The sequence below is a fragment of the Nitrincola alkalisediminis genome, assembly GCF_009821115.1.
GTDB classification, from domain to species: domain Bacteria; phylum Pseudomonadota; class Gammaproteobacteria; order Pseudomonadales; family Balneatricaceae; genus Nitrincola; species Nitrincola alkalisediminis.
In genome coordinates, this window is the sequence record NZ_VYTY01000010.1 from 85,332 (window position 1) to 110,559 (window position 25,228).

Consider the following 25,228-nt stretch of genomic DNA (forward strand, 5'->3'; position numbering starts at 1 on the left):
TTAATATGACAAACAACAGTTTGTTGTATTAGGAGAATGTATGCGCCGTTTAAGTCCGTGGTCGTGTGTGTCGTTTCGATTGTTCGGCGTGGTTATGCTTATCCTGTTGCTTGCGACAGGGTGCACGGGAGCATCCACCTCGCAGTCGCTCACCCGGTTGGAGGTGGCCGAGCTCATTCGAGATCGATATGAGTCTGAAATGCACAGTTTGCCTCTCTCCAAACAACGTCACTATGCGCAACGCTTGTATCGCATCACTGGGGATCCTGAGTATTTGTTTTACAATCGTTTATACGCTGGAAATCTAGTGAAAAGTGTGCGTCAAGATATCGATGAGTTGCTGGCTGATGAGTACTATGTTCAAAGCCGCAACCAAACGATGCTTGAATCCATGCCGCGAAGAACTGAACGGCAAATTCAGCGGGCACAGCTATTGTCAGAGTTTGAAGGCATGGCGTTTGCGCGCAGTTTGCTGTTTAGAATGATTCAGCTTGAGTACTACGGACTTCTCGACTGGGCGCTGGGTGACGAATCTGAGCGTGTGTATCAAGTGCTGACAGAGGCCGATTTTTTAGGGCTTGTGACCCATCCAAATGCGATTCAACATTATGCGGCGCAAGCGGCCAATATTGCTTGGTTTTTGCACCAATTAGGTATTGCTGACTATCGCGATGAATTTTTGTCAGCTTTCGGGCATATATACCCATCCGAGCGTGATGCTGTGCTGAGCCTGAATCAGTATCGAAATAAAATTTATGGGTTAACCCATGTCGTTATTGCTGACAGCCGTTACTATCAACAGCCAGCCGATGAGGCGGCGTTGGGCTGGATTGCAGACTATTTTATCGCCAATAGGGAACAACTCTTACGCGATACGACAGAGGATATACTGGCGGAGGTTGGCATCAGTTTGATGCTGCTAGGCAATCCCGAGCCAGAGGCTGTTACACAGATTCAACAGGCCCTGATACAGAGTTTTGATGTCGAACACCGGATGATCCCCTCGCCAGAAGGTGTATTCCATCTGGAACGAGGGGAACATCGTAATGTGTTGGCCATTATGCTGCTAGCCTGGCCCGATGTGTTGGTATCAGGGCCTAGGTTCTTGCCTGAGCAGATTTCCTTACCCGAGCAGTGGATATTAATCGAAGAAGAATAGCGCGCCTCCTCGTGGGTTGTGAGTTGAGTTATTTTTTCGTGGCTAACCTTGTTTGAATCATCTCCTCAATCAGGGTTAGTTTCTGTTTCATCGTATTCACCTGAGCGTCGGTATCATCTATTTCAGGTGAGAATTTAATCATGTCGAGCACTTCCACCATAAAGCTCTCTTCATTCATTTTCAAAAGTTGTTCAGGTGTCCAGCGTTGATTAAGTTTGCTCATATGTCCTCCCAAAAACGTATTCATTCATGTTCAGTATAGACCAGCTTGAATCGTAATGAGGTAAAGGAAAGCGTCTTTGAACGGATTAAGCAGAATAGTCTCGTTCGTTGAGTTAGATCAATATATGACCAGTTCAATCCAAGTAACCTATTCTCATACGCTAAAGAGTCTGAGAGAGGTGGGTTATGTTTGGTATCGATGTTCACAGTTTAGAAGTTCTGGTTCCAAGTTTGATCGGTGTGGTGGGCATTACTGCTGCTATGATTTGGGCGGGTGTAAAAATGCGTCAACTAATGAATGAAGATCAAAAGAAGTAAACGCGTTTACTGTGCCAGAATTCGTTTTTTGTATGGGTCGTTTGATCGTCAATTAAAAAGACTGTTGAGAGTTGGGCGAGAGACGCTACATATCCCTGCTGGTGTTAGACGAGCAGGGAATTTTTTTGCTTCGGCGTTCGTTCACCAGTCAAGGCACTGTTCCTTTTAAAGAAATCAGCGCCTTGAGGCTCCTAACCTTTATATTGCTTCCAGTTTACATCGCTTCAATTGATGCTTTTTGCTCTGATAAGCGAGAGCAAGCCGCTTGCATATCTGCTAATTTCTCTTTTTCTTTAGCAACGACCTCAGCAGGGGCCTTGCTGACAAAGCCTTCATTGGACAATTTGCCAGCCAAACGCTCAATTTCTTTATTGAGTTTGTCAACTTCCTTATTCAAGCGGGCAAGTTCAGCATCTTTATCAATCAGGCCTGCCATGGGTACCAGGATTTCCATTGCGCCCACCAGTCCTGTTGCGGACATAGGTGCATCAGCATCGGTAGCCAGGCGCTCTATGCTATCAAGCTTCGCCAGCTTAACTAACAAAGATTCTGTTGCAATGAGGCGTCGTTCATCTTCAGCGTCGGTGTTGCGCAGAAGCACTGAAATGGCCTTTCCTGGACCAATATTCATTTCGCCACGGATATTACGGATGGCCAGCATCACGCCTTTTAGCCATTCAATATCGCTATTGGCTTGGCTGTCTATTTTATGAGGCTCAGCGATAGGATAAGGCTGAAGCATCAGAGTATCGCCTGTTTTGCCTGCCAAAGGACCGACTTTTTGCCAGATCTCTTCAGTGATATAGGGCATCATGGGGTGCGCTAAACGCAGTATTGCTTCAAGAACGCGAACAAGCGTGCGACGTGTGCCACGAAGGCGTTCAGCCGAGGCGTGCTCATCCCAAAGTACAGGTTTTGACAGTTCAAGATACCAATCGCAGTATTCATTCCAGACGAACTCATACAGGGCGTTTGAGAGTAAATCAAAACGATACTCTTCAAAATGCTTGGCGATTTGCGCTTCGGTTTCTTGCAGTCTTGAGATGATCCAACGGTCAGCCAGCGAGAGTTCAACGGGCTCATCCTGAGTTCCGCAGTCTTGGTTTTCCGTGTTCATGAGCACATAGCGTGTCGCATTCCAGAGCTTATTGCAAAAGTTCCGGTAGCCTTCCATGCGATTCATGTCGAACTTGATATCACGACCCGTGGACGCCAAGGATAAGAAGGTAAAGCGCAACGCATCTGTGCCATAGGGCGCAATGCCTTCTGGGAAATGCTTGCGTGTTTGCGCTTCAATTTTCTTAGCCAATTGAGGTTGCATCATGTTGCCAGTGCGTTTTTCAACGAGTGTTTCCAGTTCAATGCCATCAATGAGGTCTAAGGGGTCAAGGACGTTGCCTTTGGATTTTGACATCTTTTGACCTTCTTGATCACGTACCAAGCCGTGCACGTAGACCTTTTTGAAGGGAACTTGATCAGTGAACTTGAGGGTGAACATGATCATTCTGGCAACCCAGAAGAAAATGATATCAAAGCCTGTCACCAGCACGCTGCTGGGGTGGAAGGTTTCCAGTTCAGGTGTTTTTTCCGGCCACCCCAGGGTTCCAAAGGTCCAAAGAGCAGAGGAGAACCAGGTGTCCAGAACATCATTGTCTTGTGTTAAGGGGAGGTCGTGACCTAGCTGATACTTTTCACGCGCTTCGGCTTCTGTGCGGGCAACGTATACATTGCCGGAGTCATCATACCAAGCGGGGATACGATGTCCCCACCAGAGTTGGCGGGAAATACACCAGTCTTGCAAATCACGCATCCATGAAAAATACATATTTTCGTATTGCTTCGGCACAAACTGGATATCGCCTTGTTCTACCGCCTCAATAGCCGGTTTGGCCAGGTCGGCAACAGCAACGAACCACTGGTCTGTGAGCAGAGGTTCGATCACAACGCCTGAGCGATCACCGTAGGGCACTTTTAAGGCGTGATCATCAATTTTTTCAAGGAGACCGAGTTGGTCAAACTCTTCAACGATCCGTTTACGGGCCTCAAAACGATCAAGCAGGTGGTAGCTTTCGGGCAGTCTGTCGTCCAGATCGCCGTTTACACTGCCGTCACTGTTGTAAACCTCGGCGCGGGTTAATATTGCACCGTTAGGGTCCAAAATGTTGATCATCGGCAGTTGATGACGCTTGCCGACTTCGTAGTCGTTGAAGTCATGGGCTGGGGTGATTTTGACACAGCCCGAACCAAATTCGGCATCGACATAGTCATCGGCAATAATGGGAATGCGGCGTCCGACAAGCGGAAGTTCCACAAACTGACCTTGAAGAGATGAATAGCGTGTGTCCGTGGGGTTTACCGCAACGGCTGTGTCGCCCAGCATGGTCTCGGGTCGAGTGGTGGCAACGACAATATAGTCTTTACCCTCAGCTGTCTTCATGCCATCGGCCAGTGGGTAACGGAAATGCCATAAATGCCCTGATTGATCCTTATTTTCAACTTCCAGATCAGAGATGGCGGTATGTAGTTTGCAGTCCCAGTTAACAAGACGTTTACCACGGTAAATCAGTTTGTCATCGTACAAGCGAATAAAGACTTCTTGTACGGCTTTGTAAAAGCCCTCATCCATGGTGAAACGCTCACGGGTCCAGTCGATGGAGGCTCCCATGCGTCGCAATTGGCGGGTAATCGTGCCGCCGGACTCTTCTTTCCATTCCCAGATCTTGTCGATAAAGGCTTCTCGACCTAAGTCGTGGCGGGTTTTGCCTTCTTCTGCAGCCAGTTTACGCTCAACCAGCATTTGTGTTGCGATACCTGCATGGTCGGTACCGGCTTGCCACAGCGTGTTTTTCCCCAGCATACGCTGATGACGAATCAAGCAGTCCATGATGGTATCTTGGAAGGCATGACCCATATGCAAACTGCCGGTGACATTGGGAGGCGGAATCATGATGCTGTAAGCTTCGCCCTGACCAGATGGGGCGAAGTAACTGCTTTTTTCCCATTTTTCGTACCAGGTGCGTTCAATATCTTGTGGCTGATAGGTCTTATCCATGCTGCTCTCGGTCATTTAATAATCGGGCCGGGGGGCGATCGTTATAATACGATGTTCCGGAAAACTCGATATTATAACGACTCATCAAGATAGGGTGTAGCGTTGTAATGGATTAGTACTGTATTCGATGCGTTTGGGACTGACCCTGACGAACAGAGAAAGGATGACGGCGTTGTGTTTTTGTGTCGCGCTGCGTACCTGTAAAGGTGTATAGCCCATCCGGTAGCTCTAAAATAAGCCAAGGTCCTGTGGCAAGACCCTCGATAAGGGTATCCCCTGTGGAATTGGTAATCGTAAAGTCAATATCGGCAATATAAGCTCGACTTTGATCAAAAAACTCAAAACGCGTATTTTTTTGTGGTGCTTCTTGGCGTGACTCCAAACCTATACCACCTGTCCAGTATTCGCTAGCGTTTACGTTGAGTGTAAAGGTGAGCAGTAGTCCAATACATCCAAGATTTTTTAAGGTAAGAGGTGCCATCGAAGTGCTCCGGTTCAGTTTGATAAATTAAATAGATTCGACTGTCTAAAAGGCATAGCATACGCCCAACATGTTAAGGAATCGATAGAGTTAAATATGAGAGTTATCGGTAATTTTCTTTGGTTTGTTTTGGGCGGTGTGTTCATGGGGTTGCTATGGTGGATTGTGGGTGTACTTGCCTTTATCACCCTGGTGGGTATTCCATGGGGACGGTCATGTTTTGTGATGGGGCAGTTCTCATTTTTTCCGTTTGGTAAAGAGGCAATCAGTCGAGAAGAGTTGTATCAGCAGTCTGATATAGGTACTGGGGCGCTGGGTGGGCTTGGCAATATTATTTGGTTCATTTTTGCGGGTATTTGGTTAGCGATTGGGCATGTGTTTGCGGCTGTGTTGTGCTTTATGACGATTATCGGTATTCCGTTTTCGATTCAGCACTTAAAACTTGCGGGCATCGCTTTAGCGCCAATTGGTAAAACCGTTGTGACGCGCGAAGTGGCAGAGGCTGTGCGAATGCAAAATGCGAACGCAAGCCTCGTGCATTTACGTAACAAGCGCTAACAACAGTGACTAACCTTACCCAGTAATCTGGGGTGGTTAGCTATTTTTGATGTGCGAAAGGATATGCGAATTTTATGTTGATTATCGAGCGCTTAGGTGGATTAGCCTTGGCGCGCTCTCATATCCACACGATTCAGTTCATAGCCAAGATCACGGCAACGCACATAGTTTTGGCGCGACGCATCCAGCAATGCTTGATCTTGAACAACGATTTCGGCTATGCGATCGAACTCAAAGGCCAACTCAATCAATTGATCGGCGGCATTAATAAACAGTGATCGATGATCGGGCGCTTGCTCCCCCCAGCCAATACTAATCGGCGCACTGGGCGTTTGCCCAATGCGGTGATGCGGTAAAAAGCTGTCTTCGCGGTAGCCCCACATAAAACGATCTAAATACTCAGCTTGAGCTGGGTCGCGGGTATAAATAAAGACCCTCAACCCCTGCTCAAGTGCCTTCTCGCACACCCGGCAGATGAACGTAAAGCGACTCTGTTCATCTGCTTGGGGCAGAATATAAAAATCTGCTCTCGCCATTAGTGGTGGTCATGCTCAGGCATGTCGATGCTTTCAGCCAGATCGATCAAGTACTGGCACAATAATGGAACGCAGCGGCCCGTTGCGCCTTTCTCTTTACCATTACTGTTCCAAGCAACGCCCGCTATGTCCAAGTGTGCCCAAGGGTAAGCCTTTGTGAAACGTGATAAGAAACACGCAGCCGTGATAGTGCCCGCTGAGCGTCCGCCAATATTGGCCATATCGGCAAAGTTTGAGTCCAACAACTCTTGGTACTCATCCCATAAAGGAAGAGGCCATGCGCGGTCTGATGCGTAGTCACCTGCTTTGAGGAGGTTTTCAGCGAGGGAGTCATTGTTTGATAACAACCCAGACGCTTGGTGCCCCAGTGCAATAATGCAAGCACCTGTGAGGGTTGCAACATCGATCACACTTGCAGGCTTGAAGCGCTCTGCATAAGTGAGGGCATCACACAGCACCAAGCGACCTTCAGCATCGGTATTTAATATCTCAACGGTTTGGCCTGATAGCGTGGTAACAACATCACCGGGTTTGGTGGCTTTGCTACCTGGCATGTTCTCAGCGGCGGCAACAATCGCAATAATGTTCAGCGGGAGTTGCATTTCGGCGGCGGCTTCAATAGTGCCCAGTACGCTTGCAGCACCGCACATATCAAATTTCATTTCATCCATGCCAGCGCCAGGCTTTAAGCTGATGCCACCTGTATCAAAGGTGATGCCTTTGCCAACCAATACGTGAGGTGCGTCGTTTTTATCGCCACCGAGGTATTTTATGACGATCAATTTAGACGGCTCGGCACTGCCACGGCCTACGGATAGCAGGCTGTGCATGCCGAGTTTGTCCATGTCGTCTTCTTCAAGAATCTTGACTTTGAGGGTGTCGAACTCGCTTTCAAGGGCTTTGGCTTTATTGGCAAGATAAGTCGGTGTACAAATGTTGCCCGGAAGGTTGCCCAGTTCTCTGGCAGCATTGATACCATTTGAAATAGCGACGCCATCCAAAAGGGCGCTTTCGCCAAGCTCAGTTAAGCTGTCTTCAAGGTAAATCGATAGCTGTTCTATGCGAGTCGGCTCAGCTTTTTTACTCTTTGTGGTGTCGTACTGATAAAAATCAGTGGAAATCCACTCAACAAGTAAGCGTGTTTGGCGGTAAACATCTTGGTGTTCACTGGCTAAACCGTCCAGAGCCAGCACAACGTGCTTGCAGGCAAGTTTAGTGAGTAGGGTATCTAGGCCTTTGATGAGCTTGCGAAAGTGTCGATCTTTACGCTCATCCGATTTGCCTAAGCCAACAACCAGCACGCGAGGGCTGGCAATACCTGGCAGGTTAAACAGCATTTGCTGTTCGCCTGATTTTCCAGTCAGATCGCCCATCTTGATCAGTTGGCTTAAGTGCCCGTTTGAGGCTTGGTCAACAGCAGTGGCTGTGGGTGTTAGTTTGCCATCGGCTTCGAGGCCGATGACTAAACAGTCAGCGTTTAAACTAACAGGGCTGTCATTCACGATTTCAAAAAACATGTGGGCTCCAAGCAAGACATTCAAATGCGATTAAGAGATAATACCACTATAAACCATTTGTATCCTTTATCTCTATGCTCTCGACTAGGATTATGTCTTGATCTTATTTCGTTATTTATTCCGTGAAGTTGGAATCAGTACCTTTGCTGTGACATCGGTGTTGATGCTAATCATTATCAGCGCACGACTGGCGAAATACCTCGCAGATGCAGCGGCAGGTAAGCTCGAGGCTGTGGCGGTGTTTTTAATTTTACTCTACCGGATGCCAGGTTTTCTTGAACTTTTACTACCATTGGGGCTGTTTTTGGGTGTGCTATTGGGGTACGGTCGTCTTTACCTCGACAGTGAAATGGTGGTCATGAAGGCGGCTGGATTCAGTACGCGTCGGTTGGTCACCTATACTCTTGGGCCTGCGCTGTTCATCAGTGCCTTGGTGGCCAGTTTGTCCCTATGGTTAACCCCTTACGGCTTATCTCAAGCCAATCAGGTGTTTCTTCAGCAAGAGTCGCGCAGTGAATTGGACATGCTCACCCCCGGGCGCTTTTTGTCGCAAGGACAAGGGCAAGTGACCTATGCCGAGCGCTTTGAAGATGACCGACTCAAGCAAGTGTTTGTGGCACAGCAAACGAAAGACGGGGCTCCCGTGCTGTTATTTGCCGAGTCTGCTGAACGTCGACTGCTGACAGAGCAGAATCAGCGCTTTTTAGTCTTGCATAATGGCTATCGTTACGATGGACGCCCAGGCGATTTGGCGTTTACTGAAATTGCCTATCGTGAATATGGGATTTTGTTGCCTGAACCTGATTTTAGCCATGAAATGAGTGATACGGATGCAACCCCGACCTTGCAGTTGATGCAAGAGTCAGACCCGAAATCAATTGCTGCGTTGCATTGGCGCTTGTCATTGCCTGTGCTGGCCTTGGTGGTTGCGTTAATTGCGGTTCCCTTAAGTCATGCACATCCAAGGCAGGGGCGCTTTGCGCGGCTTATTCCAGCCATTTTGGGCTATTTACTGTATGTGGGATTGCTTACAACTGCACGCTCCGCAATCGAAAAAGGCGGTCATCCAGCGAGTATTTGGGCTGTTCATTTTGGCTTTATGTGTTTGGCCTTTAATTTGATTGCACTCTCTGAGTTTTGGGGTCGAGTGGGGCGCTATTGTGTCAGCCTTGTCTTGAGTGTTGTGCGTAAGAAGGAGGTCGCATGAATCTGATGGATCGATACATCATGGGGCATGTCCTGCGCTCAATAGTCTTGGTGCTCTTGGTGATTATTGGACTTGACTGTCTCATGGCCTTTTTGGATCAGCTGAGCAATCTTAATGACTTCTACACCTTGTCTGGGGCTATGTCCTATGTAGCTTGGACCTTTCCACGGCGCGTTTATGAATTTATACCGATGAGCAGTCTGGTGGGGGCTATGCTCGGTTTGGGTATGCTGGCATCACACAGCGAACTGACTGTCATGAGGGCGGCTGGTTTTTCAACGGCTCGAATTCTCTTGGCCGTGTTTAAGCCCGTCGCACTTTTGGCGTTGGGCGGTATTTTGCTGGGACAGTATATCGCTCCAATCACAGAACAACGTGCTCAAAGTGTGAGAGCTGTTGCAATGGCGGGCGGCGGCATGGTGTTTTCACGTGCGGGTCTTTGGCATAAAGAAGGCAGTTTGTTTATTCATATCAACGCTGTTGAGTCGGGCGCCAAGCTGCATGGCGTTACGCGCTATTTATTTGATGATAATAAGCAACTGCGAGAAAGCAGTTTCGCGCAAAGTGCTGAATATCAACCAGAGGGGTATTGGCTTCTTCGTTCAGTTGAACATTCGTTTTTATCCGATCAGGACGTCCGATCTGAATCTCGATTGCAAGAGCGATGGGACAGTGGTTTGACGCCGGAGCTCTTGTCTGTGGTGGTTGTGGAACCTCAGGATTTGTCGATTACGGGATTGTATGAGTATTCACAGTATTTAGAAGCCCAAGGTGTGAATGCAGACACCTATCAATTGGCCTTTTGGGCAAAGTTGTTACAGCCTTTATCAATCGGGGCCTTAGTTTTAATTGGTGTCTCGTTTATTTTTGGGCCTTTACGAAGTGTGTCGGTGGGACAACGAATTATTACAGGTGTTGTGCTGGGGCTGGTGTTTAAGTTTGGACAGGATTTGCTGGGGCCTGCCAGCAGTGTTTTCGGCTTTCCTCCCTTGCTTGCAACGCTTTTGCCGATTCTGATCAGCGTTGCTGTGGGGTCACTGTTGCTAAAAAGAGCAGGTTAAAGCCTGCTTTTTTTAGCATGAAAAAGACGTCTCGGGTATCAATTCTTAGGCAGTTGTACGACACAGCTTTCAGACAGTTTGTCGTGCCAAGTCAATTTTTCGTCGTTGAAAAGCATCCAAAGATAGCCTAAACCAAAGCAGAGCATGGATAGAGCGGCTAAGAAGAAACGCAATAAAGACTGAGTCCAAGTGAGCTTATAGCCACCCAGTGACTGGACTCGAATTCTCCAGGCTTGCATACCGAGTGTTTGTCCGTTGCGCGTCCAAAAAAAACCAAAGAACAAAAATGTAATGATGAATAGTGCACTTTTGAGGGCGGGGCCTTCAACGGCTTCGCCATCGTTAAGGCCAACAGCCACAAAGCCTGTGATCATCCAGATGGCGACAATAATCATGAAATCGTAGAGCATCGCCAAAAGACGTTTGGCGAGGCTTGCAGGGCGCATGTCTGATTGCGGTCCGCGAAATGGGCGTTGGGAGTTGAGTAGCATAGAGTCTATTCCAAACTTCAACCGACATGCCTAACTCATTTTAAGAGAAGGCATGTCGGTTGATAGGTTAGTTGATGTATCGAGCTTTGTAGGTTTCTGCCAACTGCTTTGCCGTTTCAACTTCGGTATCGTTTAGTTTCATGAGCAAGCGTTGCGCAATCGGTTGAGCGGTTTTATCACCCAAGTCAGCTGCGTTTTTTAACCAAGCAAACGCGATAATGTCACTGCTGTAAGCGTCATCTGTGCCATGATCGGTGGCATAGAGTGTACCTAAAAAGAAAAGAGATTGAGTGTAACCACGCTCAGCGGCTTGTCTGTACCAGTGCTCAGCGGTTTCATAGTTTTGCTCAGTTCCTGTACCAAAATTGTAGCAGCGGCCTAGATTGTGCCAAGCAGCAACTAAGCCTTGATCGGCCGCTAAACTGTAATGGCGATAGGCTTCTTCTGTATTGCGTTCAACACCCTTGCCAAACTCGTACATTTCACCCAAGGTGTTTTGTGCCTCGGCATTGCCGGCCTCAGCCAGAGGGCTTAAGCGTTTAAACTCCACCGCATAGGCTTTGTTTTTCAGTGCACGTAAACGGGTTACGCTGTCTAGGTGGCCTTGGTTGGCACCGATGCTGTAGAGTCGTTCCGCTTCAATCGCGTCTTCGGTGACTCCCCAGCCATTCTCGAAGATTTGCCCTAACAAATTTGCGGCCTCTAGGTTGCCGTCCCTTGTCATGGGTTGCAGGATATTTAGCGCAGCAGAGTAGTTTTGCGACGCAATGGCTTCTTGGGCGGATTTAATGTCGTTTGCAGAAACGGGACTGAACTGAAGTGTAAACAGGAGGCCTGCTGCTGCCATGAGAGTAGATCTTTTCATTAAACGCATACCTCTCGATAGGATCGAGTCAAATTTAGTTTACCTGCATTTGTTTTGTGTACAGGTCGAATTGAGCAGCCAATATATAAGTAAGCCAAGCCTAATAAGCTTGGCAAAATTTTAAATTATTTTAATGAACGAATAGTACCAAAAAAAACGCCTATCAACATCCGCCATAAGGCGGTTGTTCGGTTTAATCTTGGCGTTTAGGGCTCAAAAGCTCGATCATATAGCCGTCTGGATCACGGACGAATGCAAGAATGCTGTTGCCATGTTTCATTGGCCCGGCTTCTCTAACCACCTCTCCACCCTTTTCTTTGATGCGCTCACACGCGGCATAGACATCGTCGACCTCAATCGCGACATGCCCAAAGCCTGTGCCCAGCTCATAGGCGTCTGTGTCCCAGTTGTGCGTGAGTTCAATGGCTGAGTGTTTAGATTCGTCACCATACCCGACAAATGCCAGAGTGAATCGACCTTCGGGATAGTCTTTTTGTCGATGCAAGGACATGCCCAATACATTGGTGTAGAAGTCCAGTGACTTTTCTAAGTTGCCGACGCGAAGCATAGTGTGTAACAGTCTCATAAAGTGGCCTCTAACAAAATTAGGCAAGAGAATTCCAATGAAGCTTGCCAGAAAGAATAATTCACCGATAATTAAAGAATGTATAAGATACACCTAATTATATTTGATTGCAGGAGAGATGACATGTTTCAGGATATGACAAAATTTATGAATGAGTCGATGGAGCCGTTCAAAGATCTCGTGTCCATTCAAACTCAGATGTTTGAAGAGTTAAGTCGCCATCAAATGGAATGTACCAAGGCGTTTTTAGAAGCAACAATGCAGCAAACGCAAGCGATTCAAAAATGCAAAACACCAGCTGAGTTATTGGAGTTGCAACAGGCTTACGCGAAAGAGCTTGAGCAAACACTGAGATCTGCAAATGCGCAAAACCTTAAAGCCATGCAAGATGCTCGTGCGGCAGTCGAAAAACTGGCGTCGGGTTCGCTGACTCGTTTCACACAATATAAGTAATGGATACACATTGCAGCGTGGATATTGGTATTTTTTATGCGTCAACGACGGGCAATACGGAAGATGTTGCACATTTAATCGCTGAGCAATTGGGTGACGTTGCCCATCTGCACGATATTGCTCATGAAGGTGTATCGGCTCTTGGTAACTATCCTTGCCTCATTTTAGGGATACCCACGTGGGATTTTGGTGAGCTTCAGGAGGATTGGGCTGAGCATTGGCAGGCGTTGCAAAACATGTCCTTTGTGGGTAAACGTATTGCCCTATTTGGCTTGGGCGATCAAATAGGCTACGGAGAATGGTTTGTCGATGCAATGGGGATGTTAGCCGATGTGTTGTTGGAGAGGGGCGGTGAACTCGTTGCGCCTTGGTCTGTCGAAGGTTATAGCTTTGAAGCTTCAAAAGCACTAAATGCGGATGGAACGCATTTTGTTGGATTGGCGCTGGATGAAGACGGTCAGCATGCTGAGACAGCAGAGCGTGTTGCTCTGTGGCTTGATGAGGTATGCAAGGCTTTCGAAAAGATCTAAACTAAGGCGATATCAGTATAAACTGATATGGGTTTAACCTGAAAATGAAAAAGGATATTAATATGAGAAAGCTTGCAATGTCGATGTTGGCTTCGGTGGCTTTTGTGTCGGCGGGCCATGTAATGGCAGATGCTGATGCATCAATCGAATATCGCCAGTCCATTTATAAAGCGGTGAAGTGGCACATGGATCCACTGGGTGCCATGGCTCGTGGAGATAAAGCCTTTGACGCGGATGCCGCTCTGCATCATGCACGTCAGGTAGCCGCTTTGAGTTACATGCCACTAGAAGGGTTTGGTGAGGGTACTCAAGGGGGCGGTGCTAAACCTGAGATATGGAATAACTTCGAGCAGTTTTCGGCGGGTATGGAACGTTTTCAGGAGCATGCAGCCGAGCTAGTGGCGGCAGCTGAAAAAGGCGAATTGCAAGCACTGCGTCCTGCGGTGGGGCAACTTGGTCAAACCTGCCGTGCTTGTCACGACAACTTCCGCGAAAGACAGTAACGTTTCGTCTCGAATCTGGCTGGAATCTGTGGATTTTTCCTGCCAGATTTTCCCCTGTGTCCCTCTTCTATAATTCAAAGATTGATCCATTTCAGGTAAACTATGGGCTTTATTTGAACCCTGAGTCCGTAAGTTCTATCATGGAAATTAACCCTATTCTGAATAACCTCAAAGATTACGCTGAGCGCACGGCTACCTTGCGGCGTTATCTTGACTATGATGCAAAAAAAGAGCGTCTGGAAGAGGTTGAGCGAGAGCTCGAAAACCCCGATGTATGGAGCCAGCCCGAAAATGCGCAGCAATTGGGTCGTGAGCGCACGGCTTTAAGTCATACAGTACAAACGCTTGATCAATTGTCTTCAGGCATTGCCGATACGCGTGATTTGCTGGATTTAGCCTTTGAAGAGAAGGATGAAGAGATCCTTGCCGAAGTGTTGGCTGATGTCGAGGCGCTCGGTGTGCAGTTGGCGGATCTGGAGTTCCGCCGAATGTTCTCTGGTGAGGCGGATGCCAACAATGCATTCTTGGATATCCAATCAGGTTCGGGGGGCACAGAAGCTCAGGATTGGGCCAATATGATGCTGCGCATGTATTTGCGTTGGGGTGAAGATAAGGGGTTTAAAACCGAACTGATCGAAGTATCAGATGGGGATGTTGCCGGTATCAAAAGTGCGACGATTCGCTTTGAAGGCGAGTACGCATTTGGCTGGTTAAGAACAGAAACAGGGGTGCATCGTCTCGTCCGTAAATCGCCTTTTGACTCAGGTGGTCGACGCCATACGTCATTTGCGTCCGTGTTTGTGTCACCAGAAATAGACGACAATATTGAGATTGAAATCAATCCTGCCGATCTCCGCGTCGATGTGTACCGAGCCTCAGGTGCGGGTGGTCAGCACGTTAACCGAACAGAATCTGCGGTGCGAATTACACACGAACCTTCAGGAATTGTGGTTCAAAGTCAGTCAGCTCGTTCACAGCACCAAAACCGTGACGTCTGTATGAAGCAGTTGCGCTCTAAGCTATATGAAATGGAAATGTTAAAGCGTAACGCTGCGGCACAAGAGCTCGAAGACTCAAAAGCCGATATTGGCTGGGGAAGTCAGATACGTTCCTATGTGTTAGATGATCAGCGCATTAAAGATCTTCGAACCAATGTGCAAACCTCGAATTGTGACCGCGTTCTGGATGGTGAACTGGATTTGTTCATTGTTGCCAGCTTGAAAGCCGGTCTTTGATTGAATTTTTAGATAGCTAGGGTAATTACTTCATGTCTGAAGTTACACAAGATGATAACCGCCTTATTGCTGAGCGCCGTGAAAAACTCACCGCGCTTCGTCAGCAGGGCAATGCTTTTCCAAATACCTTTCGTCGTGACAGCTATGCTGACGACTTGCAAGTGGCCTATGGTGCTAAAACCAAGGAAGAGCTTGAAGAAGAGGCCATAACCGTAGCTGTCGCCGGACGGATCATGTTAAATCGAGGCGCTTTTATCGTGCTCAAAGACATGACCGGTCGCATCCAGTTGTATGTCAATAAAGAGGCGAGAGCCTTCGCTAAGTCATTGGATTTAGGCGATATTGTCGGCGTTAAGGGGATTTTGCATAAGTCCGGTAAAGGCGACCTTTACGTTGATATGGCAGAGTTTCAGTTGCTGACCAAAAGCTTGCGTCCATTGCCCGAAAAGCACAAGGGTTTACAAGACACCGAAATGCGTTACCGTCAGCGTTATGTCGATTTAATTACCAACGACTCGTCGCGTAAGGTTTTTGAAACTCGCTCTAAAATCGTTGCAGGTATTCGTCAGTACCTGATTAATCGTCGCTTTATCGAAGCCGAAACCCCTATGCTGCATGGCATACCGGGTGGCGCGACAGCCAAGCCATTTGTGACGCATCACAATGCCTTGGACTTAGAAATGTATTTGCGTATAGCCCCAGAGCTGTATTTGAAGCGTTTGGTCGTGGGCGGTTTCGAGCGTGTGTTCGAGATTAATCGAAACTTTAGAAATGAAGGGCTATCAACTCGTCATAATCCTGAGTTCACCATGATTGAGTTTTATCAGGCTTATGCGGATTATCATGATCTCATGGATTTGACTGAGGATATGTTGCGCACCTTGGCTCAGGATATTCTGGGTACGACGACGATTGTGAATACTGTTCGCAATGAAGACGGTGATGTGTTGGAGCGTTTTGAATACGATCTTTCTAAACCTTTCCGTCGCATCAGTGTGTTTGATTCTATCCTTCATTACAACCCTGATATAGCGCCAGAAGCCCTGTCTGATTTGCATGCTTCACGTCAAATAGCGGAGCGTTTAGGGATTAGCCTTATGGATAACTGGGGGCTGGGCCGTGTGCAAATGGAGATTTTTGATAAAACGGTTGAGCATCATTTAGATCAGCCGACCTTTATTACAGAATACCCAACCGAGGTCAGTCCTTTAGCGCGTCTAAACGATGAAAACCCTCATGTAACCGATCGATTTGAGTTTTTTGTCGGTGGACGTGAGCTTGCTAATGGTTTCTCTGAGTTAAATGACTCAGAAGATCAGGCAGAGCGTTTCCGTCGTCAAGTCGAAGAAAAAGATGCAGGTGATGATGAAGCCATGCATTACGATGCGGATTACATCAATGCTCTAGAATACGGTCTTCCGCCAACAGCGGGTGAAGGTATAGGGATTGACCGTTTGGTGATGCTGTTCACAGATTCACCTTCGATTAGAGACGTTGTTCTCTTTCCTGCGATGCGTCCTCGGAGTCAATAGTCGAATGGCATTGGAAAAAGCACCTGAGTGGAAAGTTTATTTGGACGATGAGCTGCAAAAGCCCTATATGCAGGCGCTAAAGCAGTTTTTGCGTGCTGAAAAAGATGCCTATAAGGTGATTTTTCCACCTTCCAATGAATGGTTTCATGCATTGGAAGCAACCCCTTTGTCTCAGGTGAAAGTTGTGATTCTGGGGCAGGACCCTTACCACCAGCCCGGTCAAGCGCATGGATTGTGTTTTTCGGTTCGGCCCGGGGTGAGGGTGCCTCCGTCTTTGCAGAATATCTACAAAGAACTGCAAGCAGATCTTGGCGTTAGGCCTGTTTCACATGGCTATCTAGACACTTGGGCAGAGCAGGGAGTGCTTCTGCTCAACAGTGTGTTAACCGTCGAACACAGCAAAGCGAATGCGCATCAGGGGCAAGGCTGGGAGGCTTTTACCGACCGTATTATTGGGTTGGTGAATGAGCAGCGTGAAAACGTTGTCTTTATGCTCTGGGGGAGTTATGCGCAAAAAAAGGGAAGTGTGATCAATTTAAATAAGCACTTAGTGCTTAAATCACCTCATCCATCGCCTTTATCCGCGCATCGTGGTTTTTTGGGATGTCGTCATTTTAGTCAGGCTAACCTTTATTTAGAGCAACACCATCAAGCGCCGATAAACTGGCAGCTACCTGATAGTGTTTAATCTGTAAATCGTCTCTAATCAGCTTTTGGCGCTGCTTCCGATAGTTTCCTAATCGGCCTGCGAGCATGAGAATATTCTGCATGGCTTGCTGAGGGAGGGCCGTCATAGGCGTATTCCATAAATAAAAAAGCAGATCGCTAATGATTTCTTCAGCGAAGCCTTCTGAGCCAAAGCGGCCGCTTAAATAGGCGTGTATTTCATCATAGTGATACGACAGGTATTCCGATAAGTCACAAGCTGTTTGTTCGGTCATGATGAGAGCCTCCAGTTGAGTGATTACCCTCATACTATTACTATTGATAATTATTATCAATAGCATTAATAGTAATTTGTAGGGTTAAAAAGAGGGCATTTTTGAGATCAGGGTGTCAGTGAGAAGCAAAAAAAACCAGAGACATTGCTCTGGTTTTTTTGATGAAGGCCTATCTTAGCGTCTAGGTAGCATGCTTCGAATGTCGCGATTGATCGGTAGGCTGAAGTTATGTGAGCCTAAGATGACATTATCGGCTGTGCGAACGACACGTACGTTAACATACAAGTGCGTTCCGCCAACGGCATAAGTACCGACCAGAACCGCCTGAGCATTGTGTGAGCTCGATAGGTGGCGAAGTTCTCTGGAAAGCATCAATTCGCCCGTTCTTTCTTGAATGAACAGGCTATCACGCATTTTCACCTCAACAACAGGCACTCCAGTGCGTGCAAGTTCAGATGTGAAGACTTCAGCCGCTTGACGACCGAACGTTGAAGATTGTTGCAAGTCGTCAATGCTCGCAAAGCTGGCCGTTAGCACAGGTTGGCTAATATCAAGCGGAGCTGTGACTGCAAAAAGATGCTTGGACGCTTTACGCAACTCACCGACAACATCCACTTGAACGTCTTGGCTTGCCGTATTTACAGGGCGATTACTGCTACACCCAACAGCAAATAGCATAACCAAAAACAGGATGGCTGCTTGCGGCAACGAAGGAATTCCAATTCTTTTCATTAGGTACTCCTTACCAATTATTCGTTAAGTTAACAGTGCGAGTGGGTGTCACACGGCGAGATTGATAGTGATCATGGTCACCGCCGTTGATGTAATAGATGTTAGAGGTTGAATATAAAATTCGGTCTCTATCCGTTACTTGCGTGGTGATAATCACTTCCTGATCGCTTTTGCTAGTCCAGTTACCGCTAAATAGGTCGGCAGTGGCGGCAAGAGGGATTAGGGTTAACGCTGGCTCGCTGAGTTTGTTGTACGGAATCGTTGCGACGGCAATCCCTGCGGTTAGCGCTGTTAATGCGCCTTGAGGTGCACGTACATAACCACGATCTTTGTGTTTGACGGCTTGCACCGTGAAACTCACACTTAAACTGTTTGCCTCGGTTGTTTTAACGCTGGCTCCACGGCTAACCAGATGGCTGGTCAGAAGCGATCCAAACGCTTGAGTGAACTGGCTCGTAGCTTGATCTTCACTAATGTAAAGGGGTCTAGCCAGCAGAAGTTCATTGCTCATTATCTGCTCAGCTTGGTGCATCGCCAACACATCCCAATGGTGGGCGGCTTGCATTTTTTGCTGCGTAGTTAATGGATAAGTAGTGGCAATCGGTGCTTGGGAGGTCTGTACATTAAAACATCCGCTTAACAGAACAGAACCTAACGCGATTAGAGAAACCTTCCGGATCATGGTTAACGCTTCCTTAAAATAAGTTCGCTTGCTGACGCAATCAGAGTGAGACTTGATTAAGTGTAATTGAATTATTTCCAACTTGCACTGTCAAATTCACGTTAAAAAGCGCTAAAAATGCGTTTTTTTTATTTTTTTAGCGCTTGCTCTCAAAGAGTCTAGGGTCTAGCTGATACGGCAATTCTAAAAGTGATATGGGCTCACCTGTTGGAAGGAAAAGGTGCTCATTTTCGGCACTTGCTTTGTTAATGACCGCCAATACCTCATATTGATTTTCATTAGCGTTTGAAGCAGCGGCTAGCACAACCTGACCCACCCCCTCTTTAGAGTCGCTATTTATGAGACTACCAGGAAGCGGTGCCTGTTTTGCGCTGACCTGTGCGCGGTACATGGGTTTTTTAAGTTGCCCACGGTGTTGCAAGCGCGTCACAATTTCTTGTCCTGTATAGCAACCTTTGTTGAAGCTAATGCCTTTAAAAACCTGCAGATTGACCATTTGTGGGATGAAGCTTTCTTGTGTTTCCGGCCGAATATCCGGCAGACCTTGTTCTATGTCCTGCAATATCCATTGCTCAGTTGGCGCCGGTGAGGCCAATGTTAGGACCTCGGGTAGTAGGCTGACCAGTGTCTCGGTTGTTGCCCAGAGCTCATAACGATTTCCAGGAGTCCGTGTCAGGGTCCAATCGGCATGGCGTATGAACGAGCCTTCTTCCATGGCAAGGGACTGTCCGAGGCAGTGCTCTAAACAGGCAAGTGCCGATGCGCCCGAAAACCCCAAGCCTGAGTGAGATTCAAAGAGCGGTTGCAGGCTAACCTTGGAAAAAATACTGTACTTTTTAAGTAGCTTGAAACCCGTATCCGCCATATCGTGATGCACGCGTAACCAATAGCCTTGAGCCGGGGAGCGCATAACACGATACAGGCTGACAATATGCCCCTTGATGTTGCAATGGGTCCCTAGGCGGCTACCGTCTTGATCCACTTCACGGAGATCGCAGCTGAGCTGACCCTGAAGAAAAGTGTGCGCATCAGGGCCTTCAACAGACAGTAATGTTTGATGAATAAGTGGCGTAACACAACAGTTTGATGATGAAGCGGGCTGCTCACACTCAAACAATCCGTTTACAACGCTACCATTGAGATGGCTCAACAAGACATGCTGTGATAAATCCATATTGTCCAAACACTCTGCTCGTTTATTGGAAGTAACTCATACTATTTTAGACAGATTCTGATGGACTATCATCAGATAAAATGCATGGATATTAGGTGTTCACGGCTGTTTTGAACTGTGCAATAGGCTTACCAAGTTGAACAGGGCTGTTGGCCTTGAGAGCATCCGCCCATTCAATTGCATTTTCTCCAAACAATAAAATGACGGTAGAACCCAGCATAAAACGCCCCATTTCTTCGCCTTTTGCTAAATTAATCGGCGGTGAGAATTGTCGATCTAGGATTCTAGGTTGTTTCAGAGGTGGAGCCACTTGTCCTTGCCAGACAACCTCAATGCCTGCAACGATCATGGCACCGACTAATACCATGGCCATGGGGCCGATTTCAGTGTCAAAAAGAGCCACTAAACGCTCATTGCGCGCGAACAGCTGATCAACCTCTTCGGCGGTGGTTTGATTCACTGAGTATAAATCACCGGGGATGTAAACCGTCTCTTTTAATACGCCGCTAATCGGCATATGGACTCGGTGGTAATCTCTCGGCGACAGGTAAATGGTTGCAAAATCACCGTTGATGAAAGGCTGAGCGCGTGATTCATCGCCGCCTAACAGCGTGGTTACCCCATAGCTACGTCCTTTGGCTTGGAAAACGCGGCCATGCTCAATCTTACCTATTTGACTGATGGCACCATCCGCAGGCGATGCGATGCTCAGCGGGTTGGTATCAATGGGGCGAGCATCAGGCTTGAGTGCGCGAGTAAAAAAGTCATTAAAGCAGGCATAAGCATCGATGTCTTCTACCAGTGCATCTTTCATGTCTATCGCATACTGCTTATGAAACCAGTGGATAAAACGTTTCTTAACCCAAGGTGTTTTACAATTTGCCAGAGATCCGACGAGACGCGATAAGCAATGTTGAGGCACTAGTTTTTGGAAACCGATAAAAAGAGCTTTGTTCACATTCAGTCCTGTTTCATATATTTCATGGCTAGGGTCGCTGAGGAGCACAGATAGCGAAAGCGTTCGCAATAAAAGTCTTCCAGTTCAAGCGAATTCGGTATTCTGTCAGCATAGACTATGCCGATAGGGGTTTTGTTGCAAAAAATCGACATCACGATGAAATCACTCGGCGAAATATGCCTTAAAAAGTCATGGGGAAGCGCTTGGTGTGTTTGTTGGCGGTTTGACTTTTGACACACGTGATTGGCTGGCTTTTCACAGAGACGTTTCAGTAGCGAAGGGATGTCATAGGCCATCTCGAACGCCGCCACTTCATGGTCTTTGCCAAACCCGACCTGATAGCTGGTTTGGATGCGATTGTTGGGGATGTCCACCGAAAGCAACAAGACCCTTTCGAGTCCCAGCCCTAGCTTTAGTCCCTTCAATAAATCCTTTAAGACCTGTGCAGGGCGGCTGTAACCGCTATCGGCTGAGTGAAACTGGGTAGCAATCTGTTTATAAAGTTCGGAATCAGCGAATTCGGGAGTAGGTCGCTCCTGCGTGGTGTCTACCTCAGAGGTTGGAGGTATGGGGGTGGATACGGGTATCGTAAAGGGTGGGTACAGTGATTCGGTTTGTGCCTTTTCTGTGATTGAAAACAAGCCTGGAATATAGGGGGTTGAGCTGATCCATAACAACTCTGTGGCTGGCGATAGGACGCCGGGTAGATGATACTGTCGAGCGGATTCAGCACATTGGGCGTGCAAGCGTGCTTGTGCTTCGTATCCTCGAAGTTGCAAGTAATCAGTGATAATCTCAAAAATCCGTTTCGCTTTATCACTATCCCACCCCCTTGTCGTTGTGAGTGATAGCCAATTGCTCAGTTTCACTGGGAAGAAGGGTTGTTGAATCAAATGGTTAACTTCTCTAAGGTCCTTTATCTCCAAACGCGCATCTCCCATGGCCTTAAGATGCAAAAGGCCGAGCAATGAGGACGTGGGGGATGAATCGTGGTTTAACGCCTCAAGTGTCAGTTCGGGTACATGTAAAAGAGCGCCTAGCTTTTGCCCCAGTTCTTGCAGGGTGCAGCCGAACACATCGTGCTCTGCGAGTACGACATCCTGATTGTGTTTGTACACTTTTTCTTGATAGGCCTCTTTGTGAAAAGGGGCGTATAGCCACATGAGCCAATGAATAAAACCATAGAATAAAGAGGCCATTTTGGCTTCTTCGCGATAGCTTGCATTGCGTAATTGCAACCAGTCCGCCACTTGCGTCGCGGCATGATGGCTGTCTGCAATCGCTCTAAAGTACATCTTTTGCGGAGTACTGTTTGGGTTCAGTTTTAAAATGGTTAAACTTGCGACCAATTGCTCGATTCGGTCAAATCCCAGTGCCTGCACAGCATGGCTCAAACTGGTGACTTTGGCATGACGGCTTGCCAGCAGTCGCTGTGCTTCACAGCATAAATGGAAGCACAGTACGGGATCATGGCTAATAATGGGCGGCAAGGTAACTAATGTGCTGGAAGGGCTGTGTAAGGCCTTTTTTAGTCGGGTAAGTGTGCTAGCACGGACGGGGAGTGGCTTGTCTGCTAAGAAGGAGAGCCACTCGTCTACGCCTTTTGGCGACACTGTATTACTCATAGTTGACGATCCCGTTCGTGCACATAATCGCTCAGTTTATAGTTTTTCATCAACAGAGTTAAGAATCATCTTGTAACTCTGGAAGCGTTGCTCGGTGATGTTGCCTTCCTCAATGGCTTGCTTCAGTGCACACCCGGGTTCGCGCTCGTGTTGACAGTCCCTAAAGCGGCAATGCCCGACGTAAGGGGCAAATTCCCGAAAGCCCTCAAGAACCTCATCTGGGCTCATGTGCCATAGCGCGAATTCGCGGATGCCCGGCGAGTCAATTAAGTCACCGCCGTCGGGTAAATGAAATAATCGCGCGGTTGTCGTCGTATGCTTGCCTTTACCACTTTGCTCAGACAGTGCACCTGTTCTCAGGTCAACACCTGGAAGTAGCGTATTGACTAAGGAGGACTTCCCTACGCCGGATTGCCCAACAAATACGCTAATGCGTTCATCAAGTCTGGCCTTGAGTTCGACAAGCCCTTGGCGTTCAGTGGTCGAGGCATGCAATATGGTATAGCCAATGTCTTGATAAAGCGCTAGCAGGGGCTCCAGCCAAGCACGATTAAGATCGTTGAGGAGGTCGGTCTTGTTGAGCAGCAGAATCGGTTCAATGCCCGAGATTTCGGCTGCAATCAGGTAACGATCTATCAGGTTGGCGTGTGCTCTGGGTTCAGGTGCCAAGGTGATAATGATTTGGTCGATGTTGGCCGCAACCGGTTTGAGTTCGCCGTGATTGTTCGGTCTTTGTAATTGGCTGTGTCGAGGTCTTACGGCAACCACCACGCCGCCATCAGGGGAGGCACGCCATACCACTCGGTCCCCCGTTACAAGCTGTCCTAAATGAGTGCGCATGTGGCAGCGAATAATGCGCCCTGCGTCATCCCCGTCCAGAGCTTCAACATCCAGTTGTTTGCCAAAATGGGAAATGACGAGTCCGTTTTGTTCAACGCCTAACTCACCGCCTTCCAAGCGTTCATCGATGAGCGTGTCGAGTCGATTGGCGCGTTCTGTACGCTCTTTTTGGATTTTTTCAATTCGCCATGATTGACGGCGCGATACTTTACGTTTGGACATGCTGGTTTAAGTTGGTTCCTGACGATATTTTTCAAAGTCTGAATAAGGTATTCTAATCTTAGATAAATATACAGCTTTATATCAGGAGTCGAACACATGTCGCAGCAGCAACCACTACTCTGGATCGATTTAGAAATGACGGGGTTGGATCCAGAGCGGGATCGTATTATTGAGATGGCGGCAATGGTGACCGATAACGATTTAAATCTCATTGCTGAAAGCCCAGTGATTACCGTCTATCAACCGGATTCCTTGTTAGCCCAGATGGATGAATGGTGTACGCGCCAGCATGGGCAGTCAGGTTTGACGCAGCGTGTGAGAGAGAGTCAAACCACCGAGAGCATGGCGCAAGAGCAAATGCTCAGTTTCTTGAGTGCGCATTCCACAAAAGGGGCTTCGCCTATGTGTGGTAATAGCATTGGGCAGGACCGCCGCTTTTTGTGTAAGTACATGCCAGACCTCGAAGCGCACTTCCATTACCGTAATTTAGATGTGAGCTCAATCAAGGAGCTGGCAAAACGTTGGAAGCCTTCCATCATGGATGGGTTTAAGAAAAAGGGAACGCATTTGGCCCTGGACGACATTCGCGAATCCATTGAAGAGCTGCGCTACTATCGCCGTCATTTTTTTAGGTTATAAGGTCGGGTTTGGGGGCTTTAGACGCCAGTTCGTTGAGCGCCCATTCAATATGCTCTTGTACCAAGGGAGAGGCAAGGGGATAGCGCTCGTTTAAGGCTTTTATAATGCGAGGGTTGCCGGAGCTGTTGCCCAGTGCGACGGCAATGTTTCGCTGCCAGCCTTCAAAGCCAGTTCGGCGGATGGCTGAGCCCTCAGTGCGTTTTAAAAATGTGGCTTCATCCCATTCAAACAGCTCGATGAGTTCGATGTCGTCGAGTCCGTGTCTGGGTTTAAAGTCATCCTCTTGGCTGTGTTTGGCAAACCGATTCCACGGGCACACGAGTTGGCAGTCATCGCATCCAAAAATACGGTTGCCCATTAAGGGGCGAAGCTCTGTAGGGATGCTGCCGCGGTACTCGATGGTTAAGTAAGAAATACAGCGTCTGGCATCCAAAACGTAAGGCTTAGGGAAGGCGCGAGTAGGGCAAATGTCCAAACAGGCCGTGCAGCGTCCACAGTGTTGCTCTGTTTCGGGAGGGTCAATTGGTAAGGGGATGTTGATAAATAACTCACCCAAAAAAAACCAAGACCCGGCTTTTCGGTTGAGCAGTAAGGTGTGTTTTCCTATCCAACCAAGGCCAGCATTTCGTGCAATCGGACGTTCCAGAACAGGTGCGCTGTCTGTAAACGGGCGAAACGACACTTCATGGCCTGTGGATGTTTGAATTTTGTTGCCGAGTTGCTTGAGGCGTTGGCGAATCAGTTTATGATAGTCTCTACCCAGAGTGTAGCGCGCAATGTATGCTTTGTCGGGTTGAGAGAGCAGTTCAAGCGTTTTGATATCAGCAGGTAAATAATCCATTCTAACGCTAATAATGCGTTGAGTGCCCGGCACTAATAAGGATGCATCTAAGCGCTTTTCAATATTCTCAGACAGGTAGTGCATCTCGCCATGCATGCCTTGGTCCAACCACTCAGTTAGCGACGTCTGTTCTTGAGATAAGTCTGTGCCCGTAATTGCGCAGCCTTGAAAGCCGATTTCAGACGCCCAGATTTTTATTTGATCTGCTAATTGAGCTAAATCGTTGGTCAAGTCTTGATGTAAAGAAGCTGAAATCACTGGTTCCGTC

General features: G+C 47.7%; 28 protein-coding genes. 12 read left to right on the forward strand and 16 right to left on the reverse strand.

The features are described 5' to 3' along the window. The first annotated feature begins 40 nt into the window (after positions 1-40). Positions 41-1,159: a DUF3541 domain-containing protein gene (locus F5971_RS14750; RefSeq protein WP_193495685.1), complete on the forward strand. Its 1,119-nt coding sequence runs from the start codon at positions 41-43 to the stop codon at positions 1,157-1,159. A 28-nt stretch (positions 1,160-1,187) separates the two neighbouring features. On the opposite strand, the gene F5971_RS14755 is transcribed toward F5971_RS14750, so the two are convergent. Continuing rightward, entirely contained in the window at positions 1,188-1,382 is a 195-nt protein-coding gene (locus F5971_RS14755; RefSeq protein WP_036508405.1) for a hypothetical protein, read from the reverse strand. A 185-nt stretch (positions 1,383-1,567) separates the two neighbouring features. Here F5971_RS14755 and F5971_RS18700 point away from each other — a divergent pair, with 185 nt between their 5' ends. Next, complete coding sequence (locus F5971_RS18700) at positions 1,568-1,699, forward strand: hypothetical protein (protein ID WP_272944811.1); 132 nt, start codon at positions 1,568-1,570, stop codon at positions 1,697-1,699. A 214-nt stretch (positions 1,700-1,913) separates the two neighbouring features. Here the strand turns inward: F5971_RS18700 and F5971_RS14760 are convergent, their stop codons facing one another. Together F5971_RS14760 and F5971_RS14765 are read right to left on the reverse strand one after the other, a co-directional pair. Beyond that, a complete protein-coding gene (locus F5971_RS14760) occupies positions 1,914-4,751 on the reverse strand; it encodes a valine--tRNA ligase (protein WP_193495694.1) in 2,838 nt (945 codons plus the stop codon). Between the two features lie 112 nt (positions 4,752-4,863). Then, complete coding sequence (locus F5971_RS14765; protein WP_036508407.1) at positions 4,864-5,232, reverse strand: hypothetical protein; 369 nt, start codon at positions 5,230-5,232, stop codon at positions 4,864-4,866. A 96-nt stretch (positions 5,233-5,328) separates the two neighbouring features. On the opposite strand from F5971_RS14765, the gene F5971_RS14770 reads away from it, so the two are divergent. Beyond that, the gene (locus F5971_RS14770) at positions 5,329-5,790 is read left to right on the forward strand and encodes a YccF domain-containing protein (protein WP_036508409.1); all 462 of its coding nucleotides are present in this window, start codon (positions 5,329-5,331) and stop codon (positions 5,788-5,790) included. 101 nt (positions 5,791-5,891) lie between these two features. Here the strand turns inward: F5971_RS14770 and F5971_RS14775 are convergent, their stop codons facing one another. Both F5971_RS14775 and F5971_RS14780 read right to left on the reverse strand, forming a co-directional pair. After that, a complete protein-coding gene (locus F5971_RS14775; RefSeq protein ID WP_193495696.1) occupies positions 5,892-6,326 on the reverse strand; it encodes a DNA polymerase III subunit chi in 435 nt (144 codons plus the stop codon). After that, complete coding sequence (locus tag F5971_RS14780) at positions 6,326-7,843, reverse strand: leucyl aminopeptidase (protein ID WP_193495698.1); 1,518 nt, start codon at positions 7,841-7,843, stop codon at positions 6,326-6,328. Before F5971_RS14780 ends, F5971_RS14775 begins: the two co-directional genes overlap by 1 nt. A 97-nt stretch (positions 7,844-7,940) precedes the next feature. Here F5971_RS14780 and lptF point away from each other — a divergent pair, with 97 nt between their 5' ends. After that, positions 7,941-9,050: an LPS export ABC transporter permease LptF gene (gene lptF / locus F5971_RS14785; protein WP_036508414.1), complete on the forward strand. Its 1,110-nt coding sequence runs from the start codon at positions 7,941-7,943 to the stop codon at positions 9,048-9,050. Continuing rightward, the gene (gene lptG / locus F5971_RS14790; protein WP_036508418.1) at positions 9,047-10,111 is read left to right on the forward strand and encodes an LPS export ABC transporter permease LptG; all 1,065 of its coding nucleotides are present in this window, start codon (positions 9,047-9,049) and stop codon (positions 10,109-10,111) included. The genes lptF and lptG overlap by 4 nt, the downstream gene beginning before the upstream one ends. 38 nt (positions 10,112-10,149) lie before the next feature. Here lptG and F5971_RS14795 read toward each other — a convergent pair whose 3' ends face one another. The 3 genes from F5971_RS14795 to gloA form a co-directional block, all read right to left on the reverse strand. Then, positions 10,150-10,602, reverse strand: a complete 453-nt coding sequence (locus tag F5971_RS14795) for an RDD family protein (protein ID WP_051514195.1) — start codon at positions 10,600-10,602, stop codon at positions 10,150-10,152. 67 nt (positions 10,603-10,669) lie between these two features. Next, the gene (locus F5971_RS14800; protein ID WP_036508420.1) at positions 10,670-11,467 is read right to left on the reverse strand and encodes a tetratricopeptide repeat protein; all 798 of its coding nucleotides are present in this window, start codon (positions 11,465-11,467) and stop codon (positions 10,670-10,672) included. Between the two features lie 193 nt (positions 11,468-11,660). Then, a complete protein-coding gene (gene gloA / locus F5971_RS14805; protein ID WP_036508422.1) occupies positions 11,661-12,053 on the reverse strand; it encodes a lactoylglutathione lyase in 393 nt (130 codons plus the stop codon). Between the two features lie 123 nt (positions 12,054-12,176). Between gloA and F5971_RS14810 the strand changes: the two genes are divergently transcribed. The 6 genes from F5971_RS14810 to ung all read left to right on the forward strand — a co-directional run bounded on the left by F5971_RS14810 (position 12,177) and on the right by ung (position 16,994). Next, positions 12,177-12,506, forward strand: coding sequence for a phasin family protein (locus F5971_RS14810; RefSeq protein WP_036508425.1), 330 nt, complete (start codon positions 12,177-12,179; stop codon positions 12,504-12,506). Positions 12,507-12,523: 17 nt separating this feature from the next. Then, positions 12,524-13,036, forward strand: a complete 513-nt coding sequence (locus F5971_RS14815; protein ID WP_036508686.1) for a flavodoxin — start codon at positions 12,524-12,526, stop codon at positions 13,034-13,036. A 62-nt stretch (positions 13,037-13,098) separates the two neighbouring features. Then, positions 13,099-13,539 carry a c-type cytochrome gene (locus tag F5971_RS14820; protein WP_036508428.1) on the forward strand — a complete coding sequence of 147 codons (441 nt, stop codon included), beginning with the start codon at positions 13,099-13,101 and terminating at the stop codon, positions 13,537-13,539. Between the two features lie 140 nt (positions 13,540-13,679). After that, a complete protein-coding gene (gene prfB / locus F5971_RS14825; RefSeq protein WP_089503603.1) occupies positions 13,680-14,774 on the forward strand; it encodes a peptide chain release factor 2 in 1,095 nt (364 codons plus the stop codon). Between the two features lie 32 nt (positions 14,775-14,806). After that, entirely contained in the window at positions 14,807-16,306 is a 1,500-nt protein-coding gene (gene lysS / locus F5971_RS14830; RefSeq protein WP_036508431.1) for a lysine--tRNA ligase, read from the forward strand. A 4-nt stretch (positions 16,307-16,310) separates the two neighbouring features. After that, positions 16,311-16,994: a uracil-DNA glycosylase gene (gene ung, locus F5971_RS14835; RefSeq protein WP_193495700.1), complete on the forward strand. Its 684-nt coding sequence runs from the start codon at positions 16,311-16,313 to the stop codon at positions 16,992-16,994. Here ung and F5971_RS14840 read toward each other — a convergent pair. From F5971_RS14840 to rsgA, 7 genes are all read right to left on the reverse strand, one after another. Then, entirely contained in the window at positions 16,930-17,247 is a 318-nt protein-coding gene (locus F5971_RS14840; protein WP_157682228.1) for a hypothetical protein, read from the reverse strand. The genes ung and F5971_RS14840 overlap by 65 nt on opposite strands. 174 nt (positions 17,248-17,421) lie before the next feature. Further along, positions 17,422-17,979 (reverse strand): FlgO family outer membrane protein, encoded by a 558-nt coding sequence (locus F5971_RS14845; protein ID WP_193495703.1) that lies wholly within the window; start codon positions 17,977-17,979, stop codon positions 17,422-17,424. A gap of 10 nt (positions 17,980-17,989) precedes the next feature. Then, positions 17,990-18,661, reverse strand: coding sequence for a hypothetical protein (locus tag F5971_RS14850; protein ID WP_036508436.1), 672 nt, complete (start codon positions 18,659-18,661; stop codon positions 17,990-17,992). A gap of 136 nt (positions 18,662-18,797) precedes the next feature. Continuing rightward, the gene (gene ygfZ, locus F5971_RS14855) at positions 18,798-19,835 is read right to left on the reverse strand and encodes a CAF17-like 4Fe-4S cluster assembly/insertion protein YgfZ (RefSeq protein WP_193495705.1); all 1,038 of its coding nucleotides are present in this window, start codon (positions 19,833-19,835) and stop codon (positions 18,798-18,800) included. A 91-nt stretch (positions 19,836-19,926) separates the two neighbouring features. Then, on the reverse strand, positions 19,927-20,793 hold the full coding sequence (asd, locus tag F5971_RS14860) for an archaetidylserine decarboxylase (protein WP_193495707.1): 867 nt from the start codon (positions 20,791-20,793) through the stop codon (positions 19,927-19,929). Positions 20,794-20,795: 2 nt separating this feature from the next. After that, positions 20,796-22,418 (reverse strand): HDOD domain-containing protein, encoded by a 1,623-nt coding sequence (locus F5971_RS14865; RefSeq protein ID WP_193495709.1) that lies wholly within the window; start codon positions 22,416-22,418, stop codon positions 20,796-20,798. Between the two features lie 36 nt (positions 22,419-22,454). Further along, positions 22,455-23,480 (reverse strand): small ribosomal subunit biogenesis GTPase RsgA, encoded by a 1,026-nt coding sequence (gene rsgA / locus F5971_RS14870; protein WP_193495711.1) that lies wholly within the window; start codon positions 23,478-23,480, stop codon positions 22,455-22,457. A 96-nt stretch (positions 23,481-23,576) separates the two neighbouring features. Between rsgA and orn the strand changes: the two genes are divergently transcribed. Next, positions 23,577-24,119, forward strand: a complete 543-nt coding sequence (gene orn / locus F5971_RS14875) for an oligoribonuclease (RefSeq protein ID WP_193495714.1) — start codon at positions 23,577-23,579, stop codon at positions 24,117-24,119. Here the strand turns inward: orn and queG are convergent. Next, positions 24,109-25,218, reverse strand: a complete 1,110-nt coding sequence (gene queG, locus F5971_RS14880) for a tRNA epoxyqueuosine(34) reductase QueG (protein ID WP_246187818.1) — start codon at positions 25,216-25,218, stop codon at positions 24,109-24,111. The genes orn and queG overlap by 11 nt on opposite strands. Between the last annotated feature and the right edge of the window lie 10 nt (positions 25,219-25,228).

What these genes read in the sequence shown, in the direction of transcription:
- F5971_RS14760 (WP_193495694.1), bottom strand. Translation starts at nt 4,751, where the DNA reads ATGGATAAGACCTATCAGCCACAAGATATTGAACGCACCTGGTACGAA.
- F5971_RS14800 (WP_036508420.1), bottom strand. Translation starts at nt 11,467, where the DNA reads ATGAAAAGATCTACTCTCATGGCAGCAGCAGGCCTCCTGTTTACACTT.
- F5971_RS14840 (WP_157682228.1), bottom strand. Translation starts at nt 17,247, where the DNA reads ATGACCGAACAAACAGCTTGTGACTTATCGGAATACCTGTCGTATCAC.
- lptG (WP_036508418.1), top strand. Translation starts at nt 9,047, where the DNA reads ATGAATCTGATGGATCGATACATCATGGGGCATGTCCTGCGCTCAATA.
- lysS (WP_036508431.1), top strand. Translation starts at nt 14,807, where the DNA reads ATGTCTGAAGTTACACAAGATGATAACCGCCTTATTGCTGAGCGCCGT.
- ung (WP_193495700.1), top strand. Translation starts at nt 16,311, where the DNA reads ATGGCATTGGAAAAAGCACCTGAGTGGAAAGTTTATTTGGACGATGAG.
- F5971_RS14755 (WP_036508405.1), bottom strand. Translation starts at nt 1,382, where the DNA reads ATGAGCAAACTTAATCAACGCTGGACACCTGAACAACTTTTGAAAATG.
- F5971_RS14810 (WP_036508425.1), top strand. Translation starts at nt 12,177, where the DNA reads ATGTTTCAGGATATGACAAAATTTATGAATGAGTCGATGGAGCCGTTC.
- F5971_RS14820 (WP_036508428.1), top strand. Translation starts at nt 13,099, where the DNA reads ATGAGAAAGCTTGCAATGTCGATGTTGGCTTCGGTGGCTTTTGTGTCG.
- F5971_RS18700 (WP_272944811.1), top strand. Translation starts at nt 1,568, where the DNA reads ATGTTTGGTATCGATGTTCACAGTTTAGAAGTTCTGGTTCCAAGTTTG.
- F5971_RS14775 (WP_193495696.1), bottom strand. Translation starts at nt 6,326, where the DNA reads ATGGCGAGAGCAGATTTTTATATTCTGCCCCAAGCAGATGAACAGAGT.
- F5971_RS14750 (WP_193495685.1), top strand. Translation starts at nt 41, where the DNA reads ATGCGCCGTTTAAGTCCGTGGTCGTGTGTGTCGTTTCGATTGTTCGGC.
- F5971_RS14795 (WP_051514195.1), bottom strand. Translation starts at nt 10,602, where the DNA reads ATGCTACTCAACTCCCAACGCCCATTTCGCGGACCGCAATCAGACATG.
- gloA (WP_036508422.1), bottom strand. Translation starts at nt 12,053, where the DNA reads ATGAGACTGTTACACACTATGCTTCGCGTCGGCAACTTAGAAAAGTCA.
- orn (WP_193495714.1), top strand. Translation starts at nt 23,577, where the DNA reads ATGTCGCAGCAGCAACCACTACTCTGGATCGATTTAGAAATGACGGGG.
- F5971_RS14765 (WP_036508407.1), bottom strand. Translation starts at nt 5,232, where the DNA reads ATGGCACCTCTTACCTTAAAAAATCTTGGATGTATTGGACTACTGCTC.
- F5971_RS14770 (WP_036508409.1), top strand. Translation starts at nt 5,329, where the DNA reads ATGAGAGTTATCGGTAATTTTCTTTGGTTTGTTTTGGGCGGTGTGTTC.
- F5971_RS14780 (WP_193495698.1), bottom strand. Translation starts at nt 7,843, where the DNA reads ATGTTTTTTGAAATCGTGAATGACAGCCCTGTTAGTTTAAACGCTGAC.
- rsgA (WP_193495711.1), bottom strand. Translation starts at nt 23,480, where the DNA reads ATGTCCAAACGTAAAGTATCGCGCCGTCAATCATGGCGAATTGAAAAA.
- prfB (WP_089503603.1), top strand. Translation starts at nt 13,680, where the DNA reads ATGGAAATTAACCCTATTCTGAATAACCTCAAAGATTACGCTGAGCGC.
- F5971_RS14850 (WP_036508436.1), bottom strand. Translation starts at nt 18,661, where the DNA reads ATGATCCGGAAGGTTTCTCTAATCGCGTTAGGTTCTGTTCTGTTAAGC.
- F5971_RS14845 (WP_193495703.1), bottom strand. Translation starts at nt 17,979, where the DNA reads ATGAAAAGAATTGGAATTCCTTCGTTGCCGCAAGCAGCCATCCTGTTT.
- ygfZ (WP_193495705.1), bottom strand. Translation starts at nt 19,835, where the DNA reads ATGGATTTATCACAGCATGTCTTGTTGAGCCATCTCAATGGTAGCGTT.
- F5971_RS14865 (WP_193495709.1), bottom strand. Translation starts at nt 22,418, where the DNA reads ATGAGTAATACAGTGTCGCCAAAAGGCGTAGACGAGTGGCTCTCCTTC.